The 24305-nt window shown below is 61.0% G+C and carries 23 protein-coding genes; 12 read left to right on the plus strand and 11 right to left on the minus strand.

Going from position 1 to position 24305, the window contains the following annotated elements; genetic code table 11:
* The first annotated feature begins 85 nt into the window (after positions 1 to 85).
* A complete protein-coding gene (locus tag ACTAQJ_RS04195) occupies positions 86 to 277 on the plus strand; it encodes a hypothetical protein (RefSeq protein WP_431115115.1) in 192 nt (63 codons plus the stop codon).
* 145 nt (positions 278 to 422) lie between these two features.
* Here the strand turns inward: ACTAQJ_RS04195 and ACTAQJ_RS04200 are convergent, their stop codons facing one another.
* On the minus strand, positions 423 to 1373 hold the full coding sequence (locus tag ACTAQJ_RS04200; RefSeq protein ID WP_498700930.1) for an AraC family transcriptional regulator: 951 nt from the start codon (positions 1371 to 1373) through the stop codon (positions 423 to 425).
* A gap of 405 nt (positions 1374 to 1778) precedes the next feature.
* Here ACTAQJ_RS04200 and ACTAQJ_RS04205 point away from each other — a divergent pair, with 405 nt between their 5' ends.
* From ACTAQJ_RS04205 to ACTAQJ_RS04255, 11 genes are all read left to right on the plus strand, one after another.
* Positions 1779 to 2573: an SDR family oxidoreductase gene (locus ACTAQJ_RS04205; protein ID WP_498700932.1), complete on the plus strand. Its 795-nt coding sequence runs from the start codon at positions 1779 to 1781 to the stop codon at positions 2571 to 2573.
* Positions 2574 to 2683: 110 nt separating this feature from the next.
* Complete coding sequence (locus ACTAQJ_RS04210) at positions 2684 to 3961, plus strand: styrene monooxygenase/indole monooxygenase family protein (protein WP_498700934.1); 1278 nt, start codon at positions 2684 to 2686, stop codon at positions 3959 to 3961.
* 50 nt (positions 3962 to 4011) lie between these two features.
* The gene (locus tag ACTAQJ_RS04215; protein WP_498700936.1) at positions 4012 to 5109 is read left to right on the plus strand and encodes a styrene monooxygenase/indole monooxygenase family protein; all 1098 of its coding nucleotides are present in this window, start codon (positions 4012 to 4014) and stop codon (positions 5107 to 5109) included.
* Complete coding sequence (locus ACTAQJ_RS04220) at positions 5058 to 5786, plus strand: flavin reductase family protein (protein WP_498700939.1); 729 nt, start codon at positions 5058 to 5060, stop codon at positions 5784 to 5786. The genes ACTAQJ_RS04215 and ACTAQJ_RS04220 overlap by 52 nt, the downstream gene beginning before the upstream one ends.
* A 16-nt stretch (positions 5787 to 5802) precedes the next feature.
* Entirely contained in the window at positions 5803 to 7374 is a 1572-nt protein-coding gene (locus tag ACTAQJ_RS04225) for a phytoene desaturase family protein (RefSeq protein ID WP_498700940.1), read from the plus strand.
* Between the two features lie 33 nt (positions 7375 to 7407).
* Positions 7408 to 8229, plus strand: coding sequence for a cyclase family protein (locus ACTAQJ_RS04230; protein WP_498700942.1), 822 nt, complete (start codon positions 7408 to 7410; stop codon positions 8227 to 8229).
* The gene (locus ACTAQJ_RS04235) at positions 8226 to 9902 is read left to right on the plus strand and encodes a thiamine pyrophosphate-binding protein (RefSeq protein WP_498700944.1); all 1677 of its coding nucleotides are present in this window, start codon (positions 8226 to 8228) and stop codon (positions 9900 to 9902) included. The genes ACTAQJ_RS04230 and ACTAQJ_RS04235 overlap by 4 nt, the downstream gene beginning before the upstream one ends.
* Positions 9903 to 10459: 557 nt before the next feature.
* On the plus strand, positions 10460 to 10879 hold the full coding sequence (locus ACTAQJ_RS04240; RefSeq protein WP_498700946.1) for a nuclear transport factor 2 family protein: 420 nt from the start codon (positions 10460 to 10462) through the stop codon (positions 10877 to 10879).
* 17 nt (positions 10880 to 10896) lie between these two features.
* Positions 10897 to 11709 carry an MBL fold metallo-hydrolase gene (locus ACTAQJ_RS04245; protein WP_431115104.1) on the plus strand — a complete coding sequence of 271 codons (813 nt, stop codon included), beginning with the start codon at positions 10897 to 10899 and terminating at the stop codon, positions 11707 to 11709.
* Positions 11710 to 11779: 70 nt separating this feature from the next.
* Positions 11780 to 12520 carry a LacI family DNA-binding transcriptional regulator gene (locus ACTAQJ_RS04250; RefSeq protein WP_498700948.1) on the plus strand — a complete coding sequence of 247 codons (741 nt, stop codon included), beginning with the start codon at positions 11780 to 11782 and terminating at the stop codon, positions 12518 to 12520.
* Complete coding sequence (locus ACTAQJ_RS04255) at positions 12453 to 12833, plus strand: substrate-binding domain-containing protein (protein ID WP_498700950.1); 381 nt, start codon at positions 12453 to 12455, stop codon at positions 12831 to 12833. Before ACTAQJ_RS04250 ends, ACTAQJ_RS04255 begins: the two co-directional genes overlap by 68 nt.
* Here the strand turns inward: ACTAQJ_RS04255 and ACTAQJ_RS04260 are convergent.
* The 10 genes from ACTAQJ_RS04260 to ACTAQJ_RS04305 all read right to left on the minus strand — a co-directional run bounded on the left by ACTAQJ_RS04260 (position 12830) and on the right by ACTAQJ_RS04305 (position 24244).
* Positions 12830 to 13447, minus strand: coding sequence for a glycoside hydrolase family protein (locus ACTAQJ_RS04260; RefSeq protein WP_498700953.1), 618 nt, complete (start codon positions 13445 to 13447; stop codon positions 12830 to 12832). The two genes, ACTAQJ_RS04255 and ACTAQJ_RS04260, sit on opposite strands and share 4 nt — an antisense overlap.
* A gap of 307 nt (positions 13448 to 13754) precedes the next feature.
* Positions 13755 to 15569 (minus strand): glycoside hydrolase family 36 protein, encoded by a 1815-nt coding sequence (locus ACTAQJ_RS04265; RefSeq protein ID WP_498700955.1) that lies wholly within the window; start codon positions 15567 to 15569, stop codon positions 13755 to 13757.
* On the minus strand, positions 15553 to 15939 hold the full coding sequence (locus tag ACTAQJ_RS04270; protein ID WP_498700957.1) for a hypothetical protein: 387 nt from the start codon (positions 15937 to 15939) through the stop codon (positions 15553 to 15555). The genes ACTAQJ_RS04265 and ACTAQJ_RS04270 overlap by 17 nt, the downstream gene beginning before the upstream one ends.
* Positions 15940 to 15981: 42 nt before the next feature.
* Positions 15982 to 16935 carry a LacI family DNA-binding transcriptional regulator gene (locus ACTAQJ_RS04275; RefSeq protein ID WP_498700959.1) on the minus strand — a complete coding sequence of 318 codons (954 nt, stop codon included), beginning with the start codon at positions 16933 to 16935 and terminating at the stop codon, positions 15982 to 15984.
* 105 nt (positions 16936 to 17040) lie between these two features.
* Complete coding sequence (locus ACTAQJ_RS04280; protein WP_498700962.1) at positions 17041 to 17298, minus strand: beta-xylosidase family glycoside hydrolase; 258 nt, start codon at positions 17296 to 17298, stop codon at positions 17041 to 17043.
* On the minus strand, positions 17213 to 18715 hold the full coding sequence (locus ACTAQJ_RS04285) for a glycoside hydrolase family 43 protein (RefSeq protein WP_498700964.1): 1503 nt from the start codon (positions 18713 to 18715) through the stop codon (positions 17213 to 17215). The genes ACTAQJ_RS04280 and ACTAQJ_RS04285 overlap by 86 nt, the downstream gene beginning before the upstream one ends.
* A 13-nt stretch (positions 18716 to 18728) precedes the next feature.
* Positions 18729 to 20558 carry an alpha/beta fold hydrolase gene (locus ACTAQJ_RS04290; RefSeq protein WP_498700965.1) on the minus strand — a complete coding sequence of 610 codons (1830 nt, stop codon included), beginning with the start codon at positions 20556 to 20558 and terminating at the stop codon, positions 18729 to 18731.
* A gap of 38 nt (positions 20559 to 20596) precedes the next feature.
* Positions 20597 to 22153: a DUF3502 domain-containing protein gene (locus ACTAQJ_RS04295; RefSeq protein ID WP_498700967.1), complete on the minus strand. Its 1557-nt coding sequence runs from the start codon at positions 22151 to 22153 to the stop codon at positions 20597 to 20599.
* 106 nt (positions 22154 to 22259) lie between these two features.
* On the minus strand, positions 22260 to 23252 hold the full coding sequence (locus tag ACTAQJ_RS04300) for a carbohydrate ABC transporter permease (protein ID WP_431115096.1): 993 nt from the start codon (positions 23250 to 23252) through the stop codon (positions 22260 to 22262).
* Entirely contained in the window at positions 23249 to 24244 is a 996-nt protein-coding gene (locus tag ACTAQJ_RS04305; RefSeq protein WP_431115095.1) for an ABC transporter permease, read from the minus strand. Before ACTAQJ_RS04305 ends, ACTAQJ_RS04300 begins: the two co-directional genes overlap by 4 nt.
* Between the last annotated feature and the right edge of the window lie 61 nt (positions 24245 to 24305).

The following is a 24305-nucleotide window of genomic DNA, read 5'->3' on the forward strand; positions in this document are numbered from 1 at the left end:
TCCGTCTGCGAAAGGCAGCCACCATGCGACAACGTCGTCGTGTATTGCCCTGGAAACTACCCAAGCCAGGGAAAGTTCTGCCGCCATGCTGAGCTTGAGCGTCATCATCGCCGCGGCACTGGTGACCAGCTTCAGTGCAGTCTCCCTCATGCCACTGTCCACGCCAGGAGGGCTGCGGCGTTCCAAGGACGGCTTCCTCCTGCAGCTCGGCGCGGGAGTCCTCGCCCTGGCGTCCGTCGTGCTCGCCGTCAACATCCAGCTGGGCGCGTTCCAGTAATAGAAACGCCGCCTCGTACTTTCCCCGGCTGGATCCGGCGTGGGACGCTCGGACATTTGGCTGGATGCACCCTCTGCTGCCAGCATCGGGGTAGATTTCAACGCCACAAACGCGGACTTGGGCGGCGGGATATCGGATAGCAAGGCTAGCGGCGAAGGCTCTCCGATGGCAGCTCGCCGAACGTGTCGAGGTAGAGGGCCGAGAAGCGCCCTTGATGGGAGAAACCGCAGCGCTCGGCGATCGAAACAATGGTCTCCTGTCCGGGGGCAGCAGCAAGAAGCAGTTCCCGGGCCCGGTCCAGGCGCACCCTCCTCAACAACTCCGACGGCGTTGCCCCCACTTCGGAGCGAAGAGCCAGTTGCAGGGTCCGCACCGACACTCCCAGATTCTCTGCGATGTCCGGAACCGCCAATTCCTCAGAGGCGTGCCGTTCCAGCAGTTCCCGGAATTGTCGTATCAACCGGCTTTCGGAAGCTGGACTTGAGTGGTCAGCCTCCGTCACAGGATTCATTGCCAGGAGCAGCCGTGAAACCATCGTGTCCGCGAGAAGCTTCTGGACGAAGCCAGGAGCCGTGCTCTGCTTCTGGCTGATCATGTCGTCGTGGAGTTCGACTACCGACCTCAGGAACGCCCGGCCGGAAGAGCCGGTGAGGTCCATTGCGTAGCCGAGCTTCACGCTCTTCTCCGGATCGTCGCCGTGCGGATCCTCGCCATAGATTTGCGCCGCTACGGAAGCAAGGGCGAGGCGGCTCACGTAGACAATCAAATGCGGGGTTCCGCGATCCCACGTCATGGTGAATGGGCGGTCGATTGGCGGAACTGTGGCGGTTTTGGGGCTGGACTCCACCGAGGATGAGCCCACTTCCATGTGTGCGTGGCCCGCGAGGGGAATCTGGATCAGATGGAAGTTCTCCAGCCCTTCCGGACTGATCCGGACGTCCGCACCATAGTCCAGGAATTCGATGCCAACATCGCCGCGGTGCAGAGAGCGCAGCTTCATGTCCACGGAAGTACCACGGGTCTGCGGAACGAGATCGTGACCGCAGAACAGATCGGCGATTTTCTGGTGCGCATCGTCCACGTCGGTCGTGCTCACTGTTGGGAGGCCCCTGAGGACGTCACGGGGAAGGATCCTCACCATTGCGCGTTCCTTCCCCGGTTTTCGTTTTTCGGATGAGCCCTGCGCCAAGCGGATAGACCCGTTTTTCGCCTGTGAATAGAGTCGCTCTTAGAACAAGTATGACGCACGTCATAGAAACGCAGCAACGAAACCGACGGAAGGGGTGAGCAGAGATGAAGAACGTCAAGCTGGTGCATGACCGCCGAATCGAGTGGGAGCGGACTCATCCGAAGCCCGCGCCCAGGCCCACCGTCAAGTAGGCCCACCGTCAGGCAGCACCACTGTCAAGTAGGCAGTGAAGCAGCCAGTCCGTCGGCAACGATGAGCGTCATGCATACACAAGACTTCCCACCCCATGGATTCACTACGAAAGGTTTGGCCATGTCAGCACTCTCGGGCAGGACCGCAGTCGTCACAGGCGGCGTCACCAAGATCGGCCAAGGCGTCGCCATGGCGTTGCGGGATGCCGGTGCCACCGTTGTGGTCGCCGACATCGACGCCGACGGCGGCGCCCAGCTCCACACGTTGGGAAGCGACATCAGCTTTTCACTCACCGACATCACAGATGACGCAGCCGTAGCGCGACTCATGGACGACACGGCAGCCACGCACGGAGGTATCGACATCCTCGTCAACCTGGCCTGCACCTACAGGGACGATGGCGCGGCTTCGGACAGGAACGATTGGCTTCAGGCACTGAACGTCAACGTGGTGAGCGCCGTCATGGCAAGCAACGCAGCGCGCCCCTACCTGAAGGCATCCCGGCACGGAGCCATCATCAACTTCACCTCGATTTCCAGTTCCGTTGCCCAGACCGGCCGCTGGCTCTACCCCGCGGGCAAGGCCGCCCTGGTCCAGCTGACCCGGAGCATGGCAGTGGATCTCGCCGACGACGGTATCCGCGTCAATTCGGTGAGCCCCGGATGGGTGTGGAGCAACATCATGGACACCCTGTCCGGCGGCGACATTGACAAAACAGATTCCGTGGCAGCCCCGTTCCACGCCTTGAAGAGGGTGGGACGGCCAGAGGAGATCGGAGCCGTGGTCGCCTTCCTTGCCAGCGACGCCGCCAGCTTCGTGACGGGAGCGGATTGGGCCGTCGACGGCGGCTACTCCGCTTTGGGACCCGAGCGCGCCGAAGAAGCCATCCCACTACTCGCCGCCGAAAAGAGGTGACGACACATGAATGACATCAAGCTCGTACACATCGGTCTTCCTGGCTGGGAACAAACCCACCGTGAGCCAACACCGAGGCCCGGCCAAATATCCTCCCCCATCATTTACGGATGCAGAGACAGCAGAAAGACAAGGTCAACACTATGACACAGCGCCACATCACCATCGTCGGAGCAGGGCAATCGGGCCTGCAACTTGGGATCGGTTTGCTCAAGGCCGGATTCGCGGTCACCACGATCTCCAACCGCACCGCCGAAGAAATCCATGAGGGAAAAGTCTCCTCCAGCCAGTGCATCTTCCACGATGCCCTTGAGCACGAGAGGGCGCTCGGCCTGGACTTCTGGCCTGACGCTCCCACCGTGGACGGCATATCGTTTACCATCCCCCATCCTGAGGTTGCTGGTGAGAAGGCCATCAGCTGGGCATCGCGTCTGGATAACCCGGCCAAGTCCATTGACCAGCGGGTCAAATTCCCGAGGTTCATGGAAGAGTTCGTGGCCCAGGGAGGCGAGCTCGTGTTCGAGGATGCCGGCGTTGATGAACTCGAGCGGTACTCCCTGAACTCCGATCTGGTGATTGTGGCTGCCGGCAAGGGGGAAATTGCGCAGCTCTTCACCCGCGATGCCCAGCGCAGCGCCTACGACGCACCGCAACGGGCTTTGGCTTTGACGTACGTCACGGGAATGGAGCCCAGGGCAGAACACTCGGCCGTTTCCTTCAACCTGATTCCAGCGGTGGGCGAGTATTTTGCCTTCCCCGCGCTCACAACCACCGGTCCGTGCGAAATCATGGTTTTCGAGGGCATCCCGGGCGGGCCCATGGATTGCTGGAAGGGCCTGACTCCCGGGGAACACCTGGAGACGTCCAAAAACATCCTGAAGCAGTACTTGCCGTGGGAAGCCAGCCGGGCCGCCGACGTCGAGCTGACCGATCCCAACGGGTTCCTGCAGGGCCGTTTCGCACCCACTGTGCGCCATCCCATCGCCACGCTTCCCAGCGGGAAGAAGGTCCTGGGACTCGCCGACGTCGTGGTCCTGAATGACCCCATCACCGGCCAGGGCTCGAACAACGCCAGCAAATGCGCGGCTTCCTATTTGCAGAGCATCGCGGCGCACGGCGAAGGTGCCTTCGACGCAGCGTTCATGCAGGCCACTTTCGAAAGGTATTGGAACTATGCACAGCACGTAGCACAGTGGACGAACGCGTTGCTGGCTCCGCCCCCACCGCATGTCCTTTCGCTTCTGGGAGCTGCCGGGCAGTCGGCCGAAATCGCGCACCGCTTCGCCAACGGATTCAACAACCCGCCGGACTTCCAGGAATGGTTCATGGACCCGGATAAGGCAGCCGCGTACCTTGCAAGCGTGGGCTCCGCCGTACCTGCGACCTGATAGTCGCTCCACTTCCCCTGGCAACAACGTTCCTCGAAGGAAAACCAGACATGCGAAAGATCGCAATCATCGGAGCCGGCGAATCCGGCGCCCAACTGGCCTTGGGCCTGCAGCGGGAGGGGTATGACGTCACCCTGTTCTCGGACCGTTCGGCCGCTCAAATCCGAACTGGCAAGGTCATGTCCAGCCAATGCATGTTCCCCACCGCGCTGGCCGCCGAAGCGCAACTGAGTTCCGCCCTGACCAAGCTTTACGACGATGAAGCCGTGCCCGGGATCAGTTCCATCCGATTACGTGTGGAAGGCGAATCCGGCTCGGGCGCCATCGAGTGGGAGGCGCCCCTTGAGGGGACTGCCCGCTCGGTGGATCAGCGGATCAAGAGTGCGGCCTGGATCGAGGCTTTTGTGGCTGGCGGCGGCGATTTCCGTATAGAGAAAGTTACGCCTCGCATGCTGGAGGAGCTCGCACGGGACTACGAACTGGTTATCGTCAGCGCCGGAAAGGGAGAGATCGCCCAGATCTTCCCCAAGGACAGGTCCAAGTCCCCATTCGACCGGCCGCAAAGAGTCCTCGCCCTGAACTATGTGTCACTCGATACGGTGTCATTCGATGCCGTTGCACCGGATTCAGCCACAGGGCCGGCCGAGCAGCCCAGTGCCAGCATCCGCATGTCTGTAGTCCCCGGCGTCGGGGAGTTCTTCACCTTTCCCGGGCTCAGCGTTTCCGGGCCTTGCCAGATGATGGTCTTTGAAGGCGTCGTGGGCGGCCCCATGGACAAGTGGACCGATGTTACAAATCCGGAAGAACAGCTGAGTCGATCACTTGAAATCCTTGAAGAGCATTTTCCCACGAGGCAAAGAACTTCGCCAATGCAACGCTCACCGATGAGGGAGCCACACTTCTGGGCCGGATCACCCCGACCGTCCGCTCAGCAGTGGGCGAACTGGGCAATGGCAACCTTGTCTTCGGCCTCGGCGATGCCGTCCTGCTCAACGATCCCCTCACCGGTCAGGGGTCCAACAACGCGACGCTGGCCGCCAAGTACTACCTGGATTCCATCATCCGGCGGGGGCAGCAGCCTTTCGACAAGCAGTGGATGGAACGCACCTTTGACGAGTTCTGGCGCGGCTGGGGCCAGTGGGCAGTGACGTGGACAAACGACATGCTCAAACCCCGGCGGGAACACCAACAGGCCGTCCTGGCCGAAGCAGCTGACCACCCGGCGCTGGCCGCAAGCATCACCGGAGGGTTCGATGATCCCCGCACGTTCTACCCATGGTGGTTCGATCCCGCAGCTGCCGCCGAGTTCGTGCAGGCACGCAAGGACGAAGATGCGTCAGCTTTTGACCTGAGGGACTTCCGCGGCGCCCTGGGACAATTCGCCACGGGCGTCACGGTGGTCACCACCCTCGGAGTCGACGGGCGGAAGGTGGGCATGACCGCCAACTCCTTCACGTCCGTTTCCATGGAACCTCCGCTGGTGTTGTGGTGCCCCAGCAAGCGGGCTCCGAGCCTGGTGGACTTCGAAGACGCTACGCATTTCGCCATCAACATCCTTGCCAGTGACCAGCACGTCCTCTCGCGCCAGTTCGCAACGCCGGCCACAGACAAATTCGCCGGCGCGGAAACCACCGAGGGAATCGCCGGAATTCCATTGCTGGACGGCGCAGTTGCCACGTTCCAGTGCCGGACCGTCTCACGACACGATGCCGGCGACCATGTCATCTACGTAGGCGAGGTGGAGAGGTACGAGAATGCTGGAGGGGAACCCCTCCTGTTCCACAGCGGCAAATACCACGCCGCAACCAACCACCCGGATTTCTGAGATGACGGTGCCCTCTATGACGCACTCGACCGATATCGCCATCATTGGTTCGGGGATCAACTCCCTGGTAGCCGCCGCGGAGCTTGCCATGGCCGGGAAGCGCGTCTGCCTTATTGAACGGGCCGGCAGGCTGGGCGGCTTCATCCATTCAGGGGAACGCACGCTGCCTGGCTTCACCCACGATTCCTTCTCTTCCTGGCATCCCCTGTTCGTTTCCGGAGGCGCATACCAGGCTTTGGGAAGTGAACTGCATGCGAGGGGATTGGAATACTGCAATTCCGACGGCGCCGTGACGGCCAGCGTGGCAGCCGACCCAAGGACAGGGCAACACAGGGTTGTCGTGGCCCATCGCGACCCGGCACTCACTGCAGCGGCTTTGCAGGAGAACGGAGACGAAGGCGCCTACCTGGCCATGCTGGAGGACCTCGGCCGCAATGCAGGGACCATTTTCGGTGCGTTCGGTGCTGAACTCCGATCCTTCAGGGACGTGCTGACGATCGCCGCCGGCGCTTTGAGGCGAGGAAAAGTCAAGGGTACCGAGGCTTTCGTCCGCGATTCAGTCATGAGTGGCCGCAACTACCTCCGCAGCCGCTTCAACGGATGGCAAACCGACCAGCTGTGGTCCCCTTGGCTCCTTCACGCCGGCCTCGGCCCCGACCAAGCGACCGGCGGCGTCATGCTTCCGGTCATGGCCTTGAGCATGCACAGCTTTGGCCTCCCTGTGGTGAAAGGCGGAGCCAGGAACTTCATCGCTGCTTTTGAGGCCCTCCTGAGGGACAAAGGCGTCCGGATCATGCTGGACACAGAAGCCGAGGAAATCCTCGTCGACTCCAAAGGTGCAACGGGAGTGAAAACCTCCAACGGACTGGTCAGCGCACCGACCGTCCTGGCAAACGTGTCACCCCAGGCCCTGTATTCCAGATTGTTGCGCAAGCCACCAGCCGGGTTGGCCGAAGCCGCCGCGCGTTACCAGAACGGCCGCGGAGCCATGCAGATCCACCTGGCCCTGGACAAGCCGGTGCAATGGCTCGATCCCCGATTGGATTCCGTGCCCCTGGTTCACGTGAGCAACGGTTCGGACAGCACTGCAATTGCTTGCGCCCAAGCGGAGGCGGGGCTGTTGCCCACGGAACCTACCGTCGTCGTCGGTCAACAGTGCGTGCTGGATCCTTCCCGGGCACCCGCAGGCAAAGCGACACTATGGCTGCAGTTACAGGAAGTGCCCTTCTCGCCGGTGGCGGATGCCGCAGGGGCGCTCGCCGTGGAGGGCGGCTGGACACAGGAACTTAAGGAACAATACATGGAACGCGTCCTGACCAGGCTCGAACAATTCGCGCCGGGCACCAGGGCGTCCGTCCTGGCCTGGGACATCCTGGCACCGACCGATCTGGCCGCGGAAAACCCCAATGCCGTCAACGGCGATCCGTACGGTGGATCCGCCGAACTCTTCCAGAACCTTCTTTGGCGGCCCTTCCCCAGGCCGCAAACCACAAAACCTCCGTCAAGGGATTGTGGCACATCGGCGCGTCCACCCATCCCGGCCCCGGGTTATCCGGCGGATCGGGGCATTTGGTTGCTCAGAAATTGAAATGAACCCACACATCAACCCGACAGGAGAACAATGTCTGTTCTAAATGAGCTCACCGCAGGCTTGTCATCCGGCGCCATCGACGTCGTCGACCTCACCACGCCGCTCAGCGGTGATACCCCGATTCTGAATCTTCCCCAACCCCTGGCCAACACTGTTGGGCTTTCGCTGACTCCCGTCAGCAATTTCGACGACGCCGGACCGGCCTGGGCGTGGAACGACGTCACGGTGGGCGAACACGCCGGGACGCACCTGGACGCTCCCGTCCACTGGATCACGGGCAAGGACGGGAAGTCTGTTGACCGGATCGAGCCGCACCGCCTGGTGGGGCCGGCCGTGGTGATTGACAAGACCGCCGAAGCCGCCCAAGACGCCGATTTCCTGCTGGAGCCCGAACACTTTGAGCAGTGGCAGCAGGAGCATGGCCCTTTCCCGGAAAACTGCTGGGTCATCTTCCGCACCGGCTGGTCCGCCCGTGGCGGTAACGCTGTGGACTTCATGAACGCTGACGACGCCGGCCCCCACACTCCGGGTGTCTCCGCGGCTGGTGCCAAATGGCTTGCGGGAAACGCCTCGATCAGCGGCTTCGGCGTGGAAACGGTCGGCATCGACGCCGGCCAGGCCGCAACACTGGACCCTATGTTCCCCGTCCATTCGTTCCTGCTCGGCGCTGACAAATATGGTGTGACGTCGTTGCGGAACGTTGATCGCCTCCCGGTCACCGGCGCGACGCTGGTGGTTGCACCCCTGCCAATCGTTGGCGGGACGGGAAGCCCCAGCCGCGTTTATGCTCTGGTTGACAGCTCAGCAAGTTCAGCAAGCTCAGCAAGTTCAGCGTCGGAGCCGGGCGCATGAGCGAGCAGGTAAGGGTCTCTACCCTGGTGGGCCAGACACTGGCAAAGCTGGGAGTCGGCCACGTCTTCGGCGTGGTGGGCAGCGGCAACTTTGACGTCACGAGCACCCTGATGAACGCCGGAGTTCCGTACACCGCGGCCCGCCATGAAGGCGGCGCTGCCACCATGGCCGATGCCTACACCAGGATGTCCGGCAAAGTCGGCGTGGTGACCACGCACCAAGGATGTGGCCTGACAAACGCGATCACCGGCGTCGGAGAAGCTGCCAAGAGCCGCACACCCATGATCGTGTTGACGGCCGATACGCAAGCAGCAGCCATCCGGTCCAACTTCAAGATCGACCAGGATGCCCTGGCGCGCAGCGTCGGGGCCGTGGCGGAACGGATCCACTCCCCCGAAACGGCTGTAGCGGATACCGTCCGGGCCTTCCGAACAGCGGTGAACGAGCGCAGGACCGTGGTCCTCAGCTTGCCCCTGGACGTCCAAAGCGGAACCGCCGCAGACACGGTGAGTACCGTCGTCGTGCCTGTACCGGCGCGGCTTCGTCCGGATACCAGCGCAGTGAACCAGCTGGTGGAGCTGATCTCGAACGCGAAACGTCCCGTGTTCGTCGCGGGCCGCGGTGGCAGGGGCGCGCGGGATTCCATCCTGGCCCTGGCCCGGCATACGGGGGCGCTCGTGGCGACCTCGGCCGTGGCCAATGGGCTGTTCAACGGCGATTCGCATAATTTGGGCATCTCCGGCGGGTTCTCCTCGCCGTTGACCGCGGAACTCATCACCTCAGCGGACCTCATTATCGGGTGGGGTTGCACCCTGAATATGTGGACCATGCGTCACGGCCGGCTGATCTCGGCGGGAACAAAAGTAGTCCAGATCGACGTCGAAGATTCCTCGTTGGGCGCCAACAGGCAGATCACACTGGGCGTGCTGGGTGATTCCGCCCTCACCGCCGAGGACGCTTTGGGCGTCCTCAGGACGATCCAGCCCGCAGCGGCGGAAAAGTACCGCACCGAGCAGAACGCCCTCGCCATCAAACAGAGTGCACGGTGGCGGGACGTGGAGACTCCGGACCTTGGCACTGCGACGTCGATCGACCCCCGGGTGATCAGCCGGGAACTGGATACAATCCTTCCCGCAGACAGGATCGTCGCAGTGGATTCGGGCAACTTCATGGGCTATCCCAGCCAGTACCTGGCGGTGCCGGACGAATTCGGATTCTGTTTTACCCAAGCGTTCCAGGCGATTGGCATTGGCCTGTACACGGCAATCGGAGCTGCGATAGCCCAACCACAGCGGCTGCCGGTGCTGGGCGCCGGCGACGGCGGGTTCCTGATGGGTATCAGCGAACTGGAGACCGCCGTCCGGCTGAAGTTGCCGCTGGTCTGCATCGTCTACAACGATGCCGCGTACGGCGCTGAGGTCCACCACTTCGCCGAGCACCACCCGCAAGAGGAATTGGGCAGCGTGTCCTTCCCGGAGACGGATATTGCTGCGATCGCCCGGGGATACGGAGCCGACGGCGTGACCGTCCGGACGCTGGATGACCTTCAACCAGTGCGGGAATGGGTTGCGGCGTTCAGAGATGGCGGACAGGACAGGCCCTTGGTGATCGATGCCAAGATCGCCTCGGACGGTGGCTCCTGGTGGCTGGCGGAGGCCTTCCAAGGACACTGAGCCCGGGTGCTGCGTTGGGAAAAGGGTTGGGGCGCAGAGCTGTCCCAACCCTTTCCGTCTCCCAGGAGCTGAACGAGGTCGAGATCGCGAACGTTCCGTCCTGATGGCGGGCATACAAGCCATACTCAGTGACAAACAGGTTCCCTGACTGGAGTGCCGGGTTTTGGTGGCGGGCTAGATGAAGTAGAGGCCCGCCCACGGTGTAGCAACCGGCGTCGACCCTTCGAAAACCGAGCGGAACTCTTCATCGAGCAGTGCGCCCATGGTCAGTTCCTATGAATCTTCTTTGATCTCCCCAGAGCGTGAACCAGACATCTTTGTCTCCCTAGTTCGGGCATGTGGAGCGGACCACCACTTGTGGCGCCCAAGCATGCTTCCATCTCCAACTTTATATCGCGACTGTGACGCTCGTAAATAGATCGACATATATTTCCAGGATCGCAAGGGTCTGGAGCCGGGGGCTGATTCAGCGTAAATTGGCGCCAGGTTCGGCCCTCTTTTCTACGCGTCCGGGAACGGGGCTGAAGCCGCAATCAGTGAGCGGAAGGAAACCAAGGTTGAGTGAAGTTATAGACCGGCTCTTGCTGGCGATGAACGCGCACGATCCCGAGGGCATGGCTGCTCTGTTCCACGAGAACTACCACAGTGAGCAGCCTGCCCACCCTGGCCGGACTTTCACAGGCAGAGGCCAGATGCATGCGAACTGGGCTGCGATGTTCGCTGGAATCCTGGACTTCCGGACAGAAATGATCCGCTCAGTCGACGACGGTAACATCACATGGACAGAATGGTCGTGGACCGGTAATCGTACCGACGGGCAACCCTTCCAAGCCCGTGGGGTCACGCTCTTCGAAGTAGAGGACGGCCTGATCACCTCCGGCAGGCTGTATATGGAAGACGTCGAAGGGGAGGTAGTGGGGATCGAGCAAGCGGTCGAAAATCTATCCGGGCGCCGGCCGGATTCGGCAGGGTCCTGAGCCGGGAAGGGGAACCTATGCTGATCTGCGCAACCTGCGCCGTCGAACGCGACGAACCGACGGCCGAACTCTGCCCGATCTGCAACGACGAAAGGCAATACGTGCCCGAGGACGGGCAAAAGTGGCTTTCACTCGAAGAGTTGGCGCAGGCCGGCCAGCAGTTACTGCTGGAGGAGAACGAGCCCGGACTTATCGGCATCAGAACCGCGCCGAAAGTCGGGATCGGTCAAACTACCCAGCTTGTAGTGACACCAGAGGGTTCGCTGCTGTGGGATCCCGTTGGTTTCGTTGATGACACCACCGTGAAAGCAATCCTCGAGCGAGGCCCGGTTGTGGCGATCGCAGCAAGTCATCCCCACATGTTCGGGGTGCAGGTGGAATGGTCACGTCTGCTCGGCGGCGTCCCCGTGCTTGTGGCAGACGCCGACCGGCGCTGGGTTGGGCGCGATGATGCGGTCATCTCCTACTGGTCCGGCAGCAGGACCATCACCGAAGGGTTGACACTGCACCAGACCGGAGGCCACTTCCCGGGCAGCGCGGTAGCGCACTGGACTGCAGGAGCGGGCGGCAAAGGGGTCCTGCTGACCGGCGACAGCGTCTTTCCTAATCCAGACCGCCGATCCATCGCCTTCATGCGCAGCTACCCGAATCATCTGCCGCTATCGGGGGCAGTAGCGTTGCGGGTTGCCGCACAGCTGGAAGAACTCACGTTCGACAGGATCTACGGCAACTTCAACAACATCATCGCCTCCAGAGCTAAAGCCGTTCTGCACGATTCGGCCCAACGGCATGCAGCTTGGGCGCGAGGAGACTTCGACAACCTGACGTGAAGATAACGATTACCTCCACAGCCCCGGAGCTTCCCATGACATGGCGGGAAGTGCGGTTACGCTGGGGACTGTGACCAAGATTCCGGACTACCCCTTGAAGCAGAAAGTTCCTGTGCTAGGCGACGTCGCCAAGGCAGCGGGGGTGTCCGTTCCCACGGTTTCGCGTGTCCTGACCAGCAGCAAGTATGTTGCACCGGAACTCCGCGAACGGGTAATGAAAGCTGTCGCCGAGCTCGGGTACCGTCCCAACGGGGCTGCCCGGGCTACCAGGTCCGGGAAACGATCGATGGTCGCCGTGTTGACTGGAGCAACTTCGAATTACGGTTATGCCAAGACCATCGAGGGCATCGAGAAGGCGGCTCGGGCCGCCGGCCTCTCAGTGATCATTTCAGTGATTGAGTCCGACGACGACGACGCCGTTAACTCAGCCATCGACCTCGTTCTTTCCCAGCCCGTGGCTGGCGTCATCATCCTTGAGTTCGACCGGTCGGGCCTGGCTGCCGTGAAAGCGTTCCCGAAGTCTGTCCCCTTGGTCTCGGCCGGAGGGGGAAGCAGACGCACGGGAAAAACTCCGGCAGCGCTTCTGGATGAGCGCGGTTCCGGGAGGGACGTAACCAACCACCTGCTGTCGCTAGGGCACCAAACTGTTCATCACGTTTCGGTTCCGACCATGGGAAAGCACTCAGGCCGCACCGAAGGCTGGCGGGCAGCCCTGACCGGCTGCGGGTGCCCCCGTCCCTCCTGTGTTGCACGCCACGTGGGAGCCAGCCAGCGGTTACCGAGTCGGGAAAGAGCTTGCAGCCAGAGATGACGTCACTGCGGTTTTCTGCGGAAATGACGATGTCGCCATCGGCGTGATCAGTGCCCTCCTCGACAGCGGTAAGCGCGTCCCGGAGGACGTATCGGTGGTTGGTTTCGACGACCAGCCGCACGTGGCTATGTGGCGGCCCGCCTTGACCACCGTGCGGCAGGATTTCCGGGACCTGGGAGCGAGGGCTTTTGCCCTTCTTGCCGCAACATTGGCCACTGGCGAGGTGCCTGGTTCCTCCGCCGTCAAACCGGAGCTCGTTATCCGGGAGTCAACTGCCGCCGTCAGTCCAACCCCCACTCGTCCCGCCAGCTAAGGCTGGCGTGCCCGCCTCCGATGCTGATGGGAAGGATGACGGGGAGGGGAGTTGTAGAGATCGTGCTGGTTCCAGCGGTCGCCAATGTAGACGTGGGAAACACTGCTGGATCCGAGGACAGGGACTACGGCGCTGACCTGTGAATCAAACGTTCGGCTGCCGGATGGAGCGAAATCACGCCATTCAGACCATGGCCCCTCAAGGGAGCCGGCTGTTGCGAATTTATTGTCGTTCATGTTCCAGCCGGTCAAGTCTGATCCAAACAGATAATACAATTCATCAACGCGCACCAAAGCCGGCGATTCGTACCCATGACTTCCATCATTTTTCAGAGTGGTGGAAAGAACAGACTCAACACTGAGATAGTCCGGCGCGAGGCGGTACAGATGCAGTCCGTTTTCCCGGTCTTCAGACATCAGCACACCGAGGCCGGAGGGCTCCTGGTACACGCCAATATCGCGGCCTAAATTGCCCAGTGGACGGGAGCTCCCCAGGTACTCATAGGGGCCTATGAGTGATGTTGATCGGGCAAAACCAAGCCTGGCTTCGGCGTAGTCGGGTGAGTCGATATGCAGGAACATCACGAAATACCCTGTGGCGGCATTGAAAAGCACTTTCGGCCTCTCAACGATCCTTTGTGGACCCAGATCGCCGGCGGCTTCCCTGCGAAGGGAAGTCCCCTCGTGGCGCCATACGGCGAAGTTCTCGGTTGAGTAGCACTCGACGGAAGTAAAGAGTGCTCCTGCGCTTTTTCTTCACCCCATGCGTAGTACCGGCCCTCGTGGAACAGCACACCAACCCCATGGAGTTGGGCCACTTCGCCGTGCTGGTCGGTCACTGCTGTGGCTGTTCGGACGGTGGCCGCCGCCTGTTGGGAAGGGCTCATATCTGTACCTGACTCTGGAGTTCATGGAAGTGTTCTTAGGCGTGAAGGAGGATCAGTCGCGCGCTGTTTTCTTCGGCGAGCGTGACGTTGAGCATCGCCGCACCGGCCGCCGCTGGAAGTACGACGGCGTCTGCCGCACCCCAGGGCGGATACGCCACCGTCACGCTGGGGTGCTCTCCAAGCCAGGCAGGAAGGTCAAGTGATTGCTCCACATCGCCTCGCCGCCTGTGAACAACGACGGCAAGCGTCCGTTCTCCCAGCCGCGCGCCCTGCGCGATCCAGCTATCCCGCCAACCCGGCAGTCCCAAGGGGAAAGTAGGCACGCTGGATGAAATATCGGCGCGCAGGGCCTTATAGGCATCAAGGCCCGCACGGATCACGGCCAACTGCGCGGGGCTGAGGGTATCGATCCGGCCCCCGAGGTGCACGCGGGAGAGCAGTGCGCTGGCGATCGAAAACGCCAGTTGCTCATCACCCATTGACCCATCCACGGAGGCCCAAACACCGGACTGTTCGGGAGTAATGGCAAGCGGTGCGGCAGCTGAGATGGGCGGCGTCTTGACGAAGTCCTGCTGATCCGTCAGCGACTGGATGGGGAAGACGGCACCGGACGCGCCGTCGGTTCGGGATCCACCGGCCGCGCAACCTTCAACAGTCAGTCCGGGGTGCCGATCCATCACAGCAGACACCCACTCCAGATAGGCACGGTTGTGCTCCAGGAGCCCTGCACCAGTGGCACCGTTCAGGTCTGTGCCTGCGCCGATATCGACGTTGTAGTCCAGTTTGAGATACGCCAGATCGAAGTCCGCCATCAACCGGTCGACCACCCCGTCCAGATGTGACCTCGCAGCGGGGTGCCGCAGGTCCAGTTGGTAGCGTCCCCATTCTTTGATGCGTCTGCCACTGCGCACAAAGAAGGCCTCGGCAGGCAACTGTTCAGCGATTCGACTTCGCGCACCCACAACTTCAGGCTCCAGCCACAACCCCGGTTTCATGCCGGCGGCCCGGATTTCTGCAATCAGGCCGGCCAGACCGCCGTCGGGGAAGCGGGTAACGGAGGGCTCCCACTCCCCTACCGAATCCCACCAGCCGCCGTTTTCGTCGTCGTACCAGCCGGCGTCGATGCAGAAGACTTCAACGCCAAGTGCTGAAGCTGCTGCAATCAGCGGACGTTCCTTTGCGGTTGTGGGATCCGACATGAGCCCATTGAGGAAGTCGTTGTAAATGACGGGAAGCTCAACATTGTCCTCATGCGGCCTGCGAATCCGACGACGGTAGGCAGTAAGTTCTGCCGTGACAGCATCAATACCGCCGGCGGGTACCACGGCCACAGCTGCCGGAACGGTGGTGAAGGCCTCTCCCGGTTGGAGCGTCAGTGCCCACTGGTGTTCAGCGGCCGTCGGACCGGACACTGCGAGGTAGAGGTCGTTGTACCGGTCCCCCATCTCGTAGTGCCAGGCTCCGTTGTGCTCCACCTGCCAAGCAAGCATCGCCCCTGTTGCAAGATCTTCCAGGATTCCCATGGGAAGGTGTTCCGCCGTGGACCATGCACCGGTGGATGTCAATGCGATCCGGTTTTTGGAACCGACTTGCTCGTATTCCACCATGCCCACGTTGTACAGGCCACGCTCGGCAAGACTGGCACGCCGCCAACGAAATTCGCCGGACCACGGGTTCGCTGCCTGCCATAGAGCCATGCCCTCTTCCCAGTCCCGGGAGCGGCCCAGCCCGGAAAGAACCAAGGAGGACACATATTCAAGCCCGACGGCGGATGCCCCGGCTCGTAGCTCAGTCCAGCTTCGCAGGACCGAGGACCCCGCCGCCAGCTCATGATCAGACAGTTGCCTCAAGGCCGGTCTCCGGATCGCGGGCAAGCAGGCAGAGCCGGGCCACACCATGGGTCTCAGATTCATGCGCTTGGATGAGTCGCAAACGTTGGGCAGCAGCGCCGTCGACGTGCCGCTTGCCCGCGGTGCCATGCCGACCGTCGCCAGCCAGTGCAATCTCCACAATGGGCAAGGACGACCGGCGCAACCCTTCCAGGTCTGGCAGTGGAAGCTGTGCGTGCCCGATGGCAAGCAGCCTCGGAGCCATGTGCTCCGCATGGAGAATGTGCAAGGTCAGGCAATCATTACCCCACGCCAGGACATCCCCTCCTTGGGGAACACCTGTGGTGGGCGGCTTGTTCTCAAGCTCGGAACTGGCGTGCGTGAGGGTCACGGTGCCCTCCAGGAAATGTTCATGGGTAAAGCTCTCCTTTTGTCAGTCGCTGAAGATGGATCCGACGGCAGCAGTGGAGCCGCGGGTGATGAGTTTTGGTTTAACGGTGGAAGCAGTCGGCGGCTTGGGACCGCCGTCCAAAGCCTTTTCCAGCAGCCGGAAGGCCCTCGAACCGAGGTCTTGGAAGTCCTGGCGGATGGTGGTTAGAGCTGGTCGCCACATGGCCACATGCGGCTGATCGTCGAAGCCCACCACGGAAACATCCTCGGGAATGCGCCTGCCGGATTCCACGAATGCCTTGATGACGCCAATCGCCACATCGTCGTTCCCGCAGAACACAGCCGTAACGCCACTTTGGGCGGCGAGCTTCTGGCCCACGCTGTAGCCGCTGGAAGGTTCCCAGGTCGCATGCAGGATACGGGGAAGAGGAATCCCCGCTGCTGTCAAAGCTGCCTTCCAACCCTCTGTTCGACCGGACTGCTTGCCCATGGTGGGAACTGCTATGTGGTGTACTGTCCGATGCCCCAGCGAAAGAAGGTGGTCGGTAGCATCCTTCCCGGCACCATGTTCGTCGAGCAGAGCGCTGGTGGTTCTGGTGGAACGGCCTGTTCCTCCGCCGGCCACCACCATGGGAATGGAGCGCGGAAAGACCCTGACGGCAGCGAGTCCGGGGCGATCGAATTCCAGGATGATAACGCCGGCTACAGGTTGGGAGAGGACGAGGTCGATTGCGGCGTTGACTGCTTCTTCGGCATCGGATTCCACGACCGCGATGATGACGGACATGCCCGCTTGGCGCGCAGCTCTCTCAATGCCTTCAATGGTTTGGGCGTATCCATAATTGGACGTAGCGCCCGTCAGAACCGCCACCATTGAACGCTTTCCGGACCTTGTGGCGCGAGCGGCCACGTTGGGACGATAGCCGAGATCATTGACTGCTTTCAGTACCCGGGTCCGGAGGCTGGGGGCTACGTACTTGCTGCTCGTCAAGACCACGGGAAACCGTTGGAACGGAAACGCCGGCTGCCTTCGCGACATCCCCGAGGACCGGCGGTTTCTGTTGCATGGGGGTCTGCTTCTTAGGGCTCTCGCTCATGGGCCTTATTGCCCTGCCAATGGCTGGAACTGAAAGTCCGTGAAGTCGGCAGTAAAGCGCTGGTCGCGCAGGTCCTGTGCGGCGACGCCGACGAAGGCCCCCGTGAACCGCAATGTGTCTCCATGATCATCGGACAATTGGAGGGCATTGAGTTCGGGCCCAATCCGTTGCAGCGGTTTACCCAGGTCGGTACCAGAAGAATTGCAAACGTCCGCCGTCAAGAGTGGCTTCCAAACGGAGGGGAGAGCTCGATTCCACCACAACGGACCCGAAGGAATGCAGGCCCTTATACGGGTCTTTCTCGAACACTTCGAGAATCTGCTCAGTTGGTGTGTCGCCATCAAGCAGTTCTCCCCCGGCTTCCCTTACGGTCGTCCTGAGGTAGAAGTAACTTGAGGTGTTGTAGTAGAAAATGAGTCCGGCGCTTTGAGTGAAATTGGTTGGTTGCGCTTCAACTGTCACCCCCGCCCTCAGGCTGCCGCTGGTCAAGCGGCGCGCCACCAGTGACTGCTCCAGGACCGAGTCCGTGCTGTATCGTCCCCTGAGGCGAAGCCATCCAGGCCGTTCCGAAAGGCTGGCCCACTGTGATGAGACGGGATGCCTCAGGGAACTCCAGGGCCAACCCAGAGTCAGGTGGCCATCATTGGTCACCGCTTCGGTGGCGACCCCGCCAAAGGTGCTGGTATCAGCAGCCCGAGCGGCCGGCACCGACGTCGAAACCGGAGCGGCGCCGTCGAACGTTGGTTTTGGACCTTCCACCGTCAGTGACGGATGCCAGCCATCCTGCTCCAGGCGCAACCAGCCGTCGTCAGTAAACCGCATCCGCTGGATGCACGTCTCGCGTCCGAGAATGGAATATTGCTTGCCTTCGCTTTCGACCCACCGGCTAGCCAAGTGTGCTAGGAAAAGGGTCCCATCCTCAGCGACGGCGATTTCACCGTGCCCGGCCTTTTGCAGCAGGTGGGTGGGATCGTCGCGGGCAGTGAGGACCGGGCCGTGCGGATCGGGTTCATAAGGGCCGAAAAGAGCATCGGAACGCATCATGGCAATGCCATGGTTCTGGCCCGTTCCGCCTTCTGCGAGCATGAGGTAGAAGCGGTTGTTGAAGGAATAGAGATTGGGACCTTCGATGAGTTCGGCACGCCGATGAATGATTTTCGGTTCGCCTAGAGTGGCCGTTCCGGTAGCGTTCAGCTCCTGGAGGTTGATGCCGGCGAATCCTCCACGGCCGGTTGGCCTGTGATCCCATTCCATGTTCAGCAGCCAGTGCCCGCCCTCGTGGTGAAAGATGGATGGATCGAAACCCGTGGTGGTTACACGGGTTGGCGCCGACCAAGGACCGGCCACGTCAACCGCTCGCGTGATGTAGGTGTCCATGTCTTTGTGTGGTCCGCCGAAACTCCGGACCACGGTAAAGACCAGCCAAAAAAGGCCATCTGACCAGCTCAACGAGGGCGCCCAGACACCTGCCGAATCCCCCAGTCCCCTGAGTTCCAGAACCGCGTCCGGGCCGCTGAACGAGCCGGCAAACTCCCAATTTACAAGGTCGCGGGAACGGTGGATCGGGACAATCGGGTACCACTCGAAGGAGCTGTTGGCCAGGTAGAACCACTCACCTACACGGATAAGGGACGGATCTGGCGAGAACCCCGGCAGGACAGGGTTGCTGATGACGGTCACTATTTTCTCCATGCTAGGAAAGCTCTTCCGGGTAGGCGAACGGCTCTCCCTTGACGTACCGTTCCATTTCGGCCACCACGTGGTCCCCCATGCGGAGCAGTTCGGTGCCCATGGAACCAGCGATGTGCGGTGTGAGCATTACGTTGGGCAACTCATAAAAAGGATGCTCCGGTGGCAACACGTCCGGCACTGCCACATCGAGGATCGCGTTGATCCGTCCGCTGGCCAGCTCTTTTTCGAGGGCTGCCTGGTCCAGGACCTCGCCTCTGGCCGTGTTGATGAGGGTGGCGCCATCCTTCATTGAGGCCAGTTCGGCGGCCCCGATCATCCCTGTCGTTTCCGGCGTGACGGGAACATGCAGGGACACAATGTCGCTCCGGGTCATCAGTGCCTGCAGTGGAAGCGGCGTCACGCCCAGGGCGGCTGCTTCGGCCTCATCCAGATAGGGGTCATGAATCACTATGTCGAGTTCGAACGGCCGGAGCAGTTTGGCGACCTGGCGGCCGATGCGGGAAGCCCCCACCAGACCCACCGTTTTCTGGTAGTTTCCCGCTCGGGGAAATTCCTGTTCGCGGTCTATCGGTGTGCGGCGTTCCCCGTACATGCGGGCGCTTTCGAAGGCTTGTTTGTTGGCCAGCAGGATCATGGCCAGCGTGTACTCCGCGACGGGACGGCCATTCGCCTCACCAGCATTGGAACCGGAAATTTTCCTGCCTGCGGGAAGCGGCACTATGTTTCCCGCGATGACCCCACCGGCATGGATGATGGCACGCAGTTTGGGGGCTGCGGAAAGGACGTCCCCATCGATTTTCGGGCAACCCCATCCGGTAATGAGGACTTCAGTCCCGGCAAGCGCTGCCCGGGCGTCCGACGTCGAGAAGTCTTCGAAGACCGGCCCGCGAAGGTCCACCAACCGGTCCAAGACGCTCATCGCGGCCGACGAGAAGAGCTTGGAGAAGAGTTCAGGCGGTGCCATGACTGCCATGGCGACGGGCTTTGCCCGATGCTTGCCCTTCCCCTCCAGGGACTTCGCGAAAAAGCTGGTTGCGGTGTCCATGAATCTGTCTTCCATATCGCGCCGGATGAAATGGGACGCGCCGTCGAATACCTCAATCGCGGTGCCTGCGGTTCGGGCGATCTGCTGGTGCTGCGGCGTGATCCCGGTTCTGACGGTGCCAGTGATAATCAGCGTAGGAACGCCAGATGCCGTGAATGACGCCAGCAACTCCGGCCATGGCGTGCTCGGAATGACGTTGCCGTTGCGCACCAGGTTTGGATCGCAATCCTCCTGCGCCTTGCAACTACGCTGAATCTCGGCCTCGCTCCAGTTGGGCCACTCGCGTCTCCTAATCTGCACACGTTCTTCCGGCGTGCGGGATTGAACGTCAACGAGATGAGCGTAGGCGGCTTCTGCAACATCACGGTCCTGCAAAGTCGTCACTGGCAGCCTCCAGAATGGATCTTCCAGGAGGACACCAACCGGGCGGAATCGGGCAGGTGTCCGTTCCAAAGCGCTGGCGGCAACGGCGGCTGCAACGCCACCGCCGGCAGAGTGCCCATAGTAGAGAGCCGGGAGCTGTGCCACGTCCTGCAGTTCGTCCAACTCAAGGAGGACCAGGACATCCCTGACCATGACATCCCCGGGGTGTTCCCGAAGCTCTTGTTCTGACCAGCGCGGCGAACTGCCGTGCCCGCGAAGATCAAACGTCAGGACTGCCCATTGCCCGGTGGTCCAGCGCTGAACGGCAGCTTCAAGGCACGCCGCAGATTCCATCAAGCCGTGGATGGCGATGACGACGGCGGTGGCCGGTGACTCGGGCAGTGCCAACCGGTATGACAGCATCAGGAGCCTTTCTCTTTATCTGTGTTTCAGTCAGGGTGTCAGGCTTGCTTTTTGAGATGGGCGTTGGCTTGCTTTTCCATCTCTTCCTGCAATTTCGCGACCCCGGCACCGTCGGCTGCTTTTTTCAGTTTGTCCAGCTGGTCATCGACGTCGACGACACCGTAGAAGAGCGGGTTGGCAAACTGCGTGATGACGTTCGACATGGCCGCCACCTGCTGTTTCACGGGTGTGGTGTCCGGAATGAAGGAAGCAAAGGGGTCAAGAGTGAAGTTGTCGAAGTTCTGTGCCCAGTCGAAGATCTTCTCTTCCGTGGGACTGATGGACAACGACTTCCGCTCCAGGCTTGACCGCCAAGACAGCGCGTAACCCGGAAACGCGTAGTCGTTCAGGGGTTTGAATTTGTTGCCGTCTGCAGGTTCCCAGTCTGTGCCTTCAATTCCGTACGTGATGAGGTCGTGGTTTTCCTTGATGGAGAGCCAGTCCTGCAGCTGCAAAGTCCGGTCCACGTTGCCGCCCTTGGAATTGACCACAACGAGATTGTCGGCTTGGAATGTCTGGTTCGGTTTGGCGGACAAGCCACCTGTGAGGGGCATGATGTTGGCCAACGCTGCCTTGGGGACGGCCTTTTGCAGGGTGCTGAGTGAGTTACTGGCAGTGCCATCGGTCATTGCCCATCCAGCTGCGTACTTACCGGCGATCCATTGGCTCTTCAGGGTGGCTGCGTCTGTGTTCAGTGCGTCGGCGTTGATGATTCCGTCGTTGTAGTACTTGCGGATCCGGTGCAGGGTGTCCACAATGCCTTCGTCGTCCCAAAAGGCCTTGGGCGAAGAGGACCCCGTCTTGGCCGCATCCCTGGCGAGCAGGAAGAACATACCCTTTCCGCTGAAGGCGCGGGCAATCGTGTCCGGGTTCTCCCAGGAGGAGGCATTGAACATTCCAGTGGGCACGGGCAGCGCGTGAAGGTAGCCACTGTTCGAAGCCGCTCCATAAGCCACTGTGCCGTCGTTTTTCTGCTTCACGGCATAGAAGAACTTCTCGAGCTGGTCAAAGTCTGCGATCGTGGAGAAGCCAACGGAGTCGGCTATGTCCTGACGAATGACGAAGTGTTGGACGCGGGCTGCACTGTTGACCTGCGGGATCCCCCAAAGCTTCCCGTCCCAGCTGTTGGAGTCCAACAGTTTCTTGGGCAGCGTTGCACTGAGGTTCTTGTATTTGGCCACTTCGTTGGTGAGATCTGCCAGCGATCCGCTCTGCTGCAGTTGCGCCATGTTCAGCCAAAGCGCCTGCAGGGCAGAATCGAATTTCTCCCCCGCCGTGAACTTGAGCAGGGACTGCTGCTGGTAATTGGACCAGTTAATGAACTGGGCGTCCAGCTCGAAACCGAGATCGCTTTTGAGCTTGCTGTTCACCTTGGCCAGGACGGCATTCCACGTAGCCGGAGCAGTACTGGGCAGGACAGCGACCGACGTGCCTGTGACGGCTCCGCCCGTGGAGGAGGCTCCTGGCGTACCGCAGCCGGTAAGCGCCGCAGCGACGCCGAGGCCGCCGGCCAGACCAAGGAAACCACGCCGGGAGACTGCTGTATTGGGGATCATATGATGCACTCCTTTGTACGCTGGCATCGTTGGGCCAGAGACTTTGTGGGGCTGAAGAGTTTTGGGGCTAAGGACTGGAACGAAGAGATGGTGTTTGAGGGGTTGCTTAGCCTTTGGTGGCACCAAGCGTGAGGCCCTTGACGAAGTAGCGCTGCGCGAACGGATACGCCAGGAGGATGGGGCCGATGGTCACTACGGTCAGGGCAAGACGGAGTTGGTAGATGGGGGCCACTGTGCCGGACCCGGGCAACATCGCGGCGTTGGTGACATTGGCGATGAGGTTCTGCAGCATCAGCTGCAAGGGGTACTTCTCTGGATCCGAGATGAAGAGCATGGCCGTGAACCATTCATTCCAGTAGGACACGGCATAGAACAAGCCAATGACAGCCAGGATGGGTTTGGACAGCGGAAGTACGATCGCAAAGAAGACCCTCAGTTCGCCGGCGCCATCAACCTTCGCGGAATCGAGGATTTCCTCGGGGAGCTGACGAAAAAAGCTGACCGCAACGAAGACCAGGAACGGAGCCATCATGTGCGGAAGAATGACGGCGAACCAGCTGTTCTGAAGCTGCAGCACCTGCGTTACCAACAGATACAGGGGCACCAGACCACCCGAGAAGAGCATGGGAAGGTAGGCGAAGACCGTTAGCGGCCTGCTGATCCGGGGCATGCGGCGGGCGATGGCCCAGGACAACGACGCCGTGGCACATAGGGACAGCGCGGTGCCCACCAAGGTAATGAACAACGTGGCCGCATAGCCTTGGAAGAGGGCCGTACCGCTGAAAATGGCAACGTATGCGTCCAACGAGAACGGTTCGGGAAAGAAGCTGTATCCGCTGCGGGCAAGAGTGGACTCTTCCGTCAAAGAGCCTGCCACGATCATCCACAACGGGATCAAGGCAAAGAGGCCAAAAATTGTGACACCCACGTAACTGATAGCCGTGAAGGGCTCAAGCCTGGTCTTTTTGGGTCCTTGGCCACGCGAAACCTTTGTTGCGTTTACTGCCCGGGAGAACATGGACTGTCGTCGTTTCGGCGTCTTTTCGGTCTCTACAGGATTGTTGTGCGCTGTCACGGCGGGTGTTGTGGAGGTGCTCACAGGATGCTGCTTTCTTTCGAGTAGCGGCGTTGGATGAGCACTGCCGCTGTAACGAGGATGAATCCGACCACGGACTGGAACAGGCCAATCGCAGCGGTGGTACCGAAGTCACCGATGGTCCTGAGGGAACGAAAAACGTAGGTGTCGATGACGTCCGTAGTGGAGAACAGCGTGCCGTTGTCGCCGATGATGGCAAAGATGGTGCCGAAGTCTCCGTAGAAGATCCTTCCGACGCCAAGAACGATCAAGATGGCGGCGGTCGGTTTCAAGAGGGGCAGTGTGATGGACAATGCCATCCGGGCCCGGGTAGCGCCGTCGAGCATTGCTGCTTCGTAGACATCCTCGGGAATAGAGGTAATGGCTGCCAGGAAAATGACCGACATGTAGCCGCCCAGCTGCCAGACCTTCACGATGGTGAGGATCCAAGGCCAGGGTCCTGGTTCTGTGTACCAGCTGATCTCGGGAAGGTTGAACAGTCCCAGCGCGTCATTGACTGCTCCCCCGTGGCCGCCTGCGCCGGCAAGTATGACCTGAAGGATGATGCTGATCACTATTGGGGAGACGAAGTAAGGGAAAAAGATCGCAGACTGCATGAACTTCTTAAACACCCGGGCGCGCAGCTCATTGAGCATGATGGCTAGGGCAAGTCCGGCTCCCAAGGTTGCCGCAAGGAACAGAACATTCAAGACGAGCGTGTTCAGCACAATAGCGGGGGCATCCCCGCTTTCGATGAAGTACTTGAAGTTATCCAGCCCGCTCCACGGACTGTTGAAAATGCCTTTGCTGACATCGAAATTCTTGAAGGCGACGATCAGGCCGGCCATCGGAGCATAGGCAAAAATCAGGAACCAGGCGATTCCCGGCGCCGCCAGTAGCAGCAGGACGCCGGAACCGCGGCTGCGGTGTTTTCGTGAAAGCTTGGCGCGTGCTTTAGGAACAGCGACCGCATTGTCCGAGGTGTTCTCTTTGTGGGCGGTCATGCGCTGTTGCATGGCACACTCCCTTGACTCTAGAAGGTGATGACTCACAGTGATGGGAGACGATGCCGCCATG

The sequence above is a fragment of the Arthrobacter sp. alpha11c genome, from assembly GCF_054149985.1.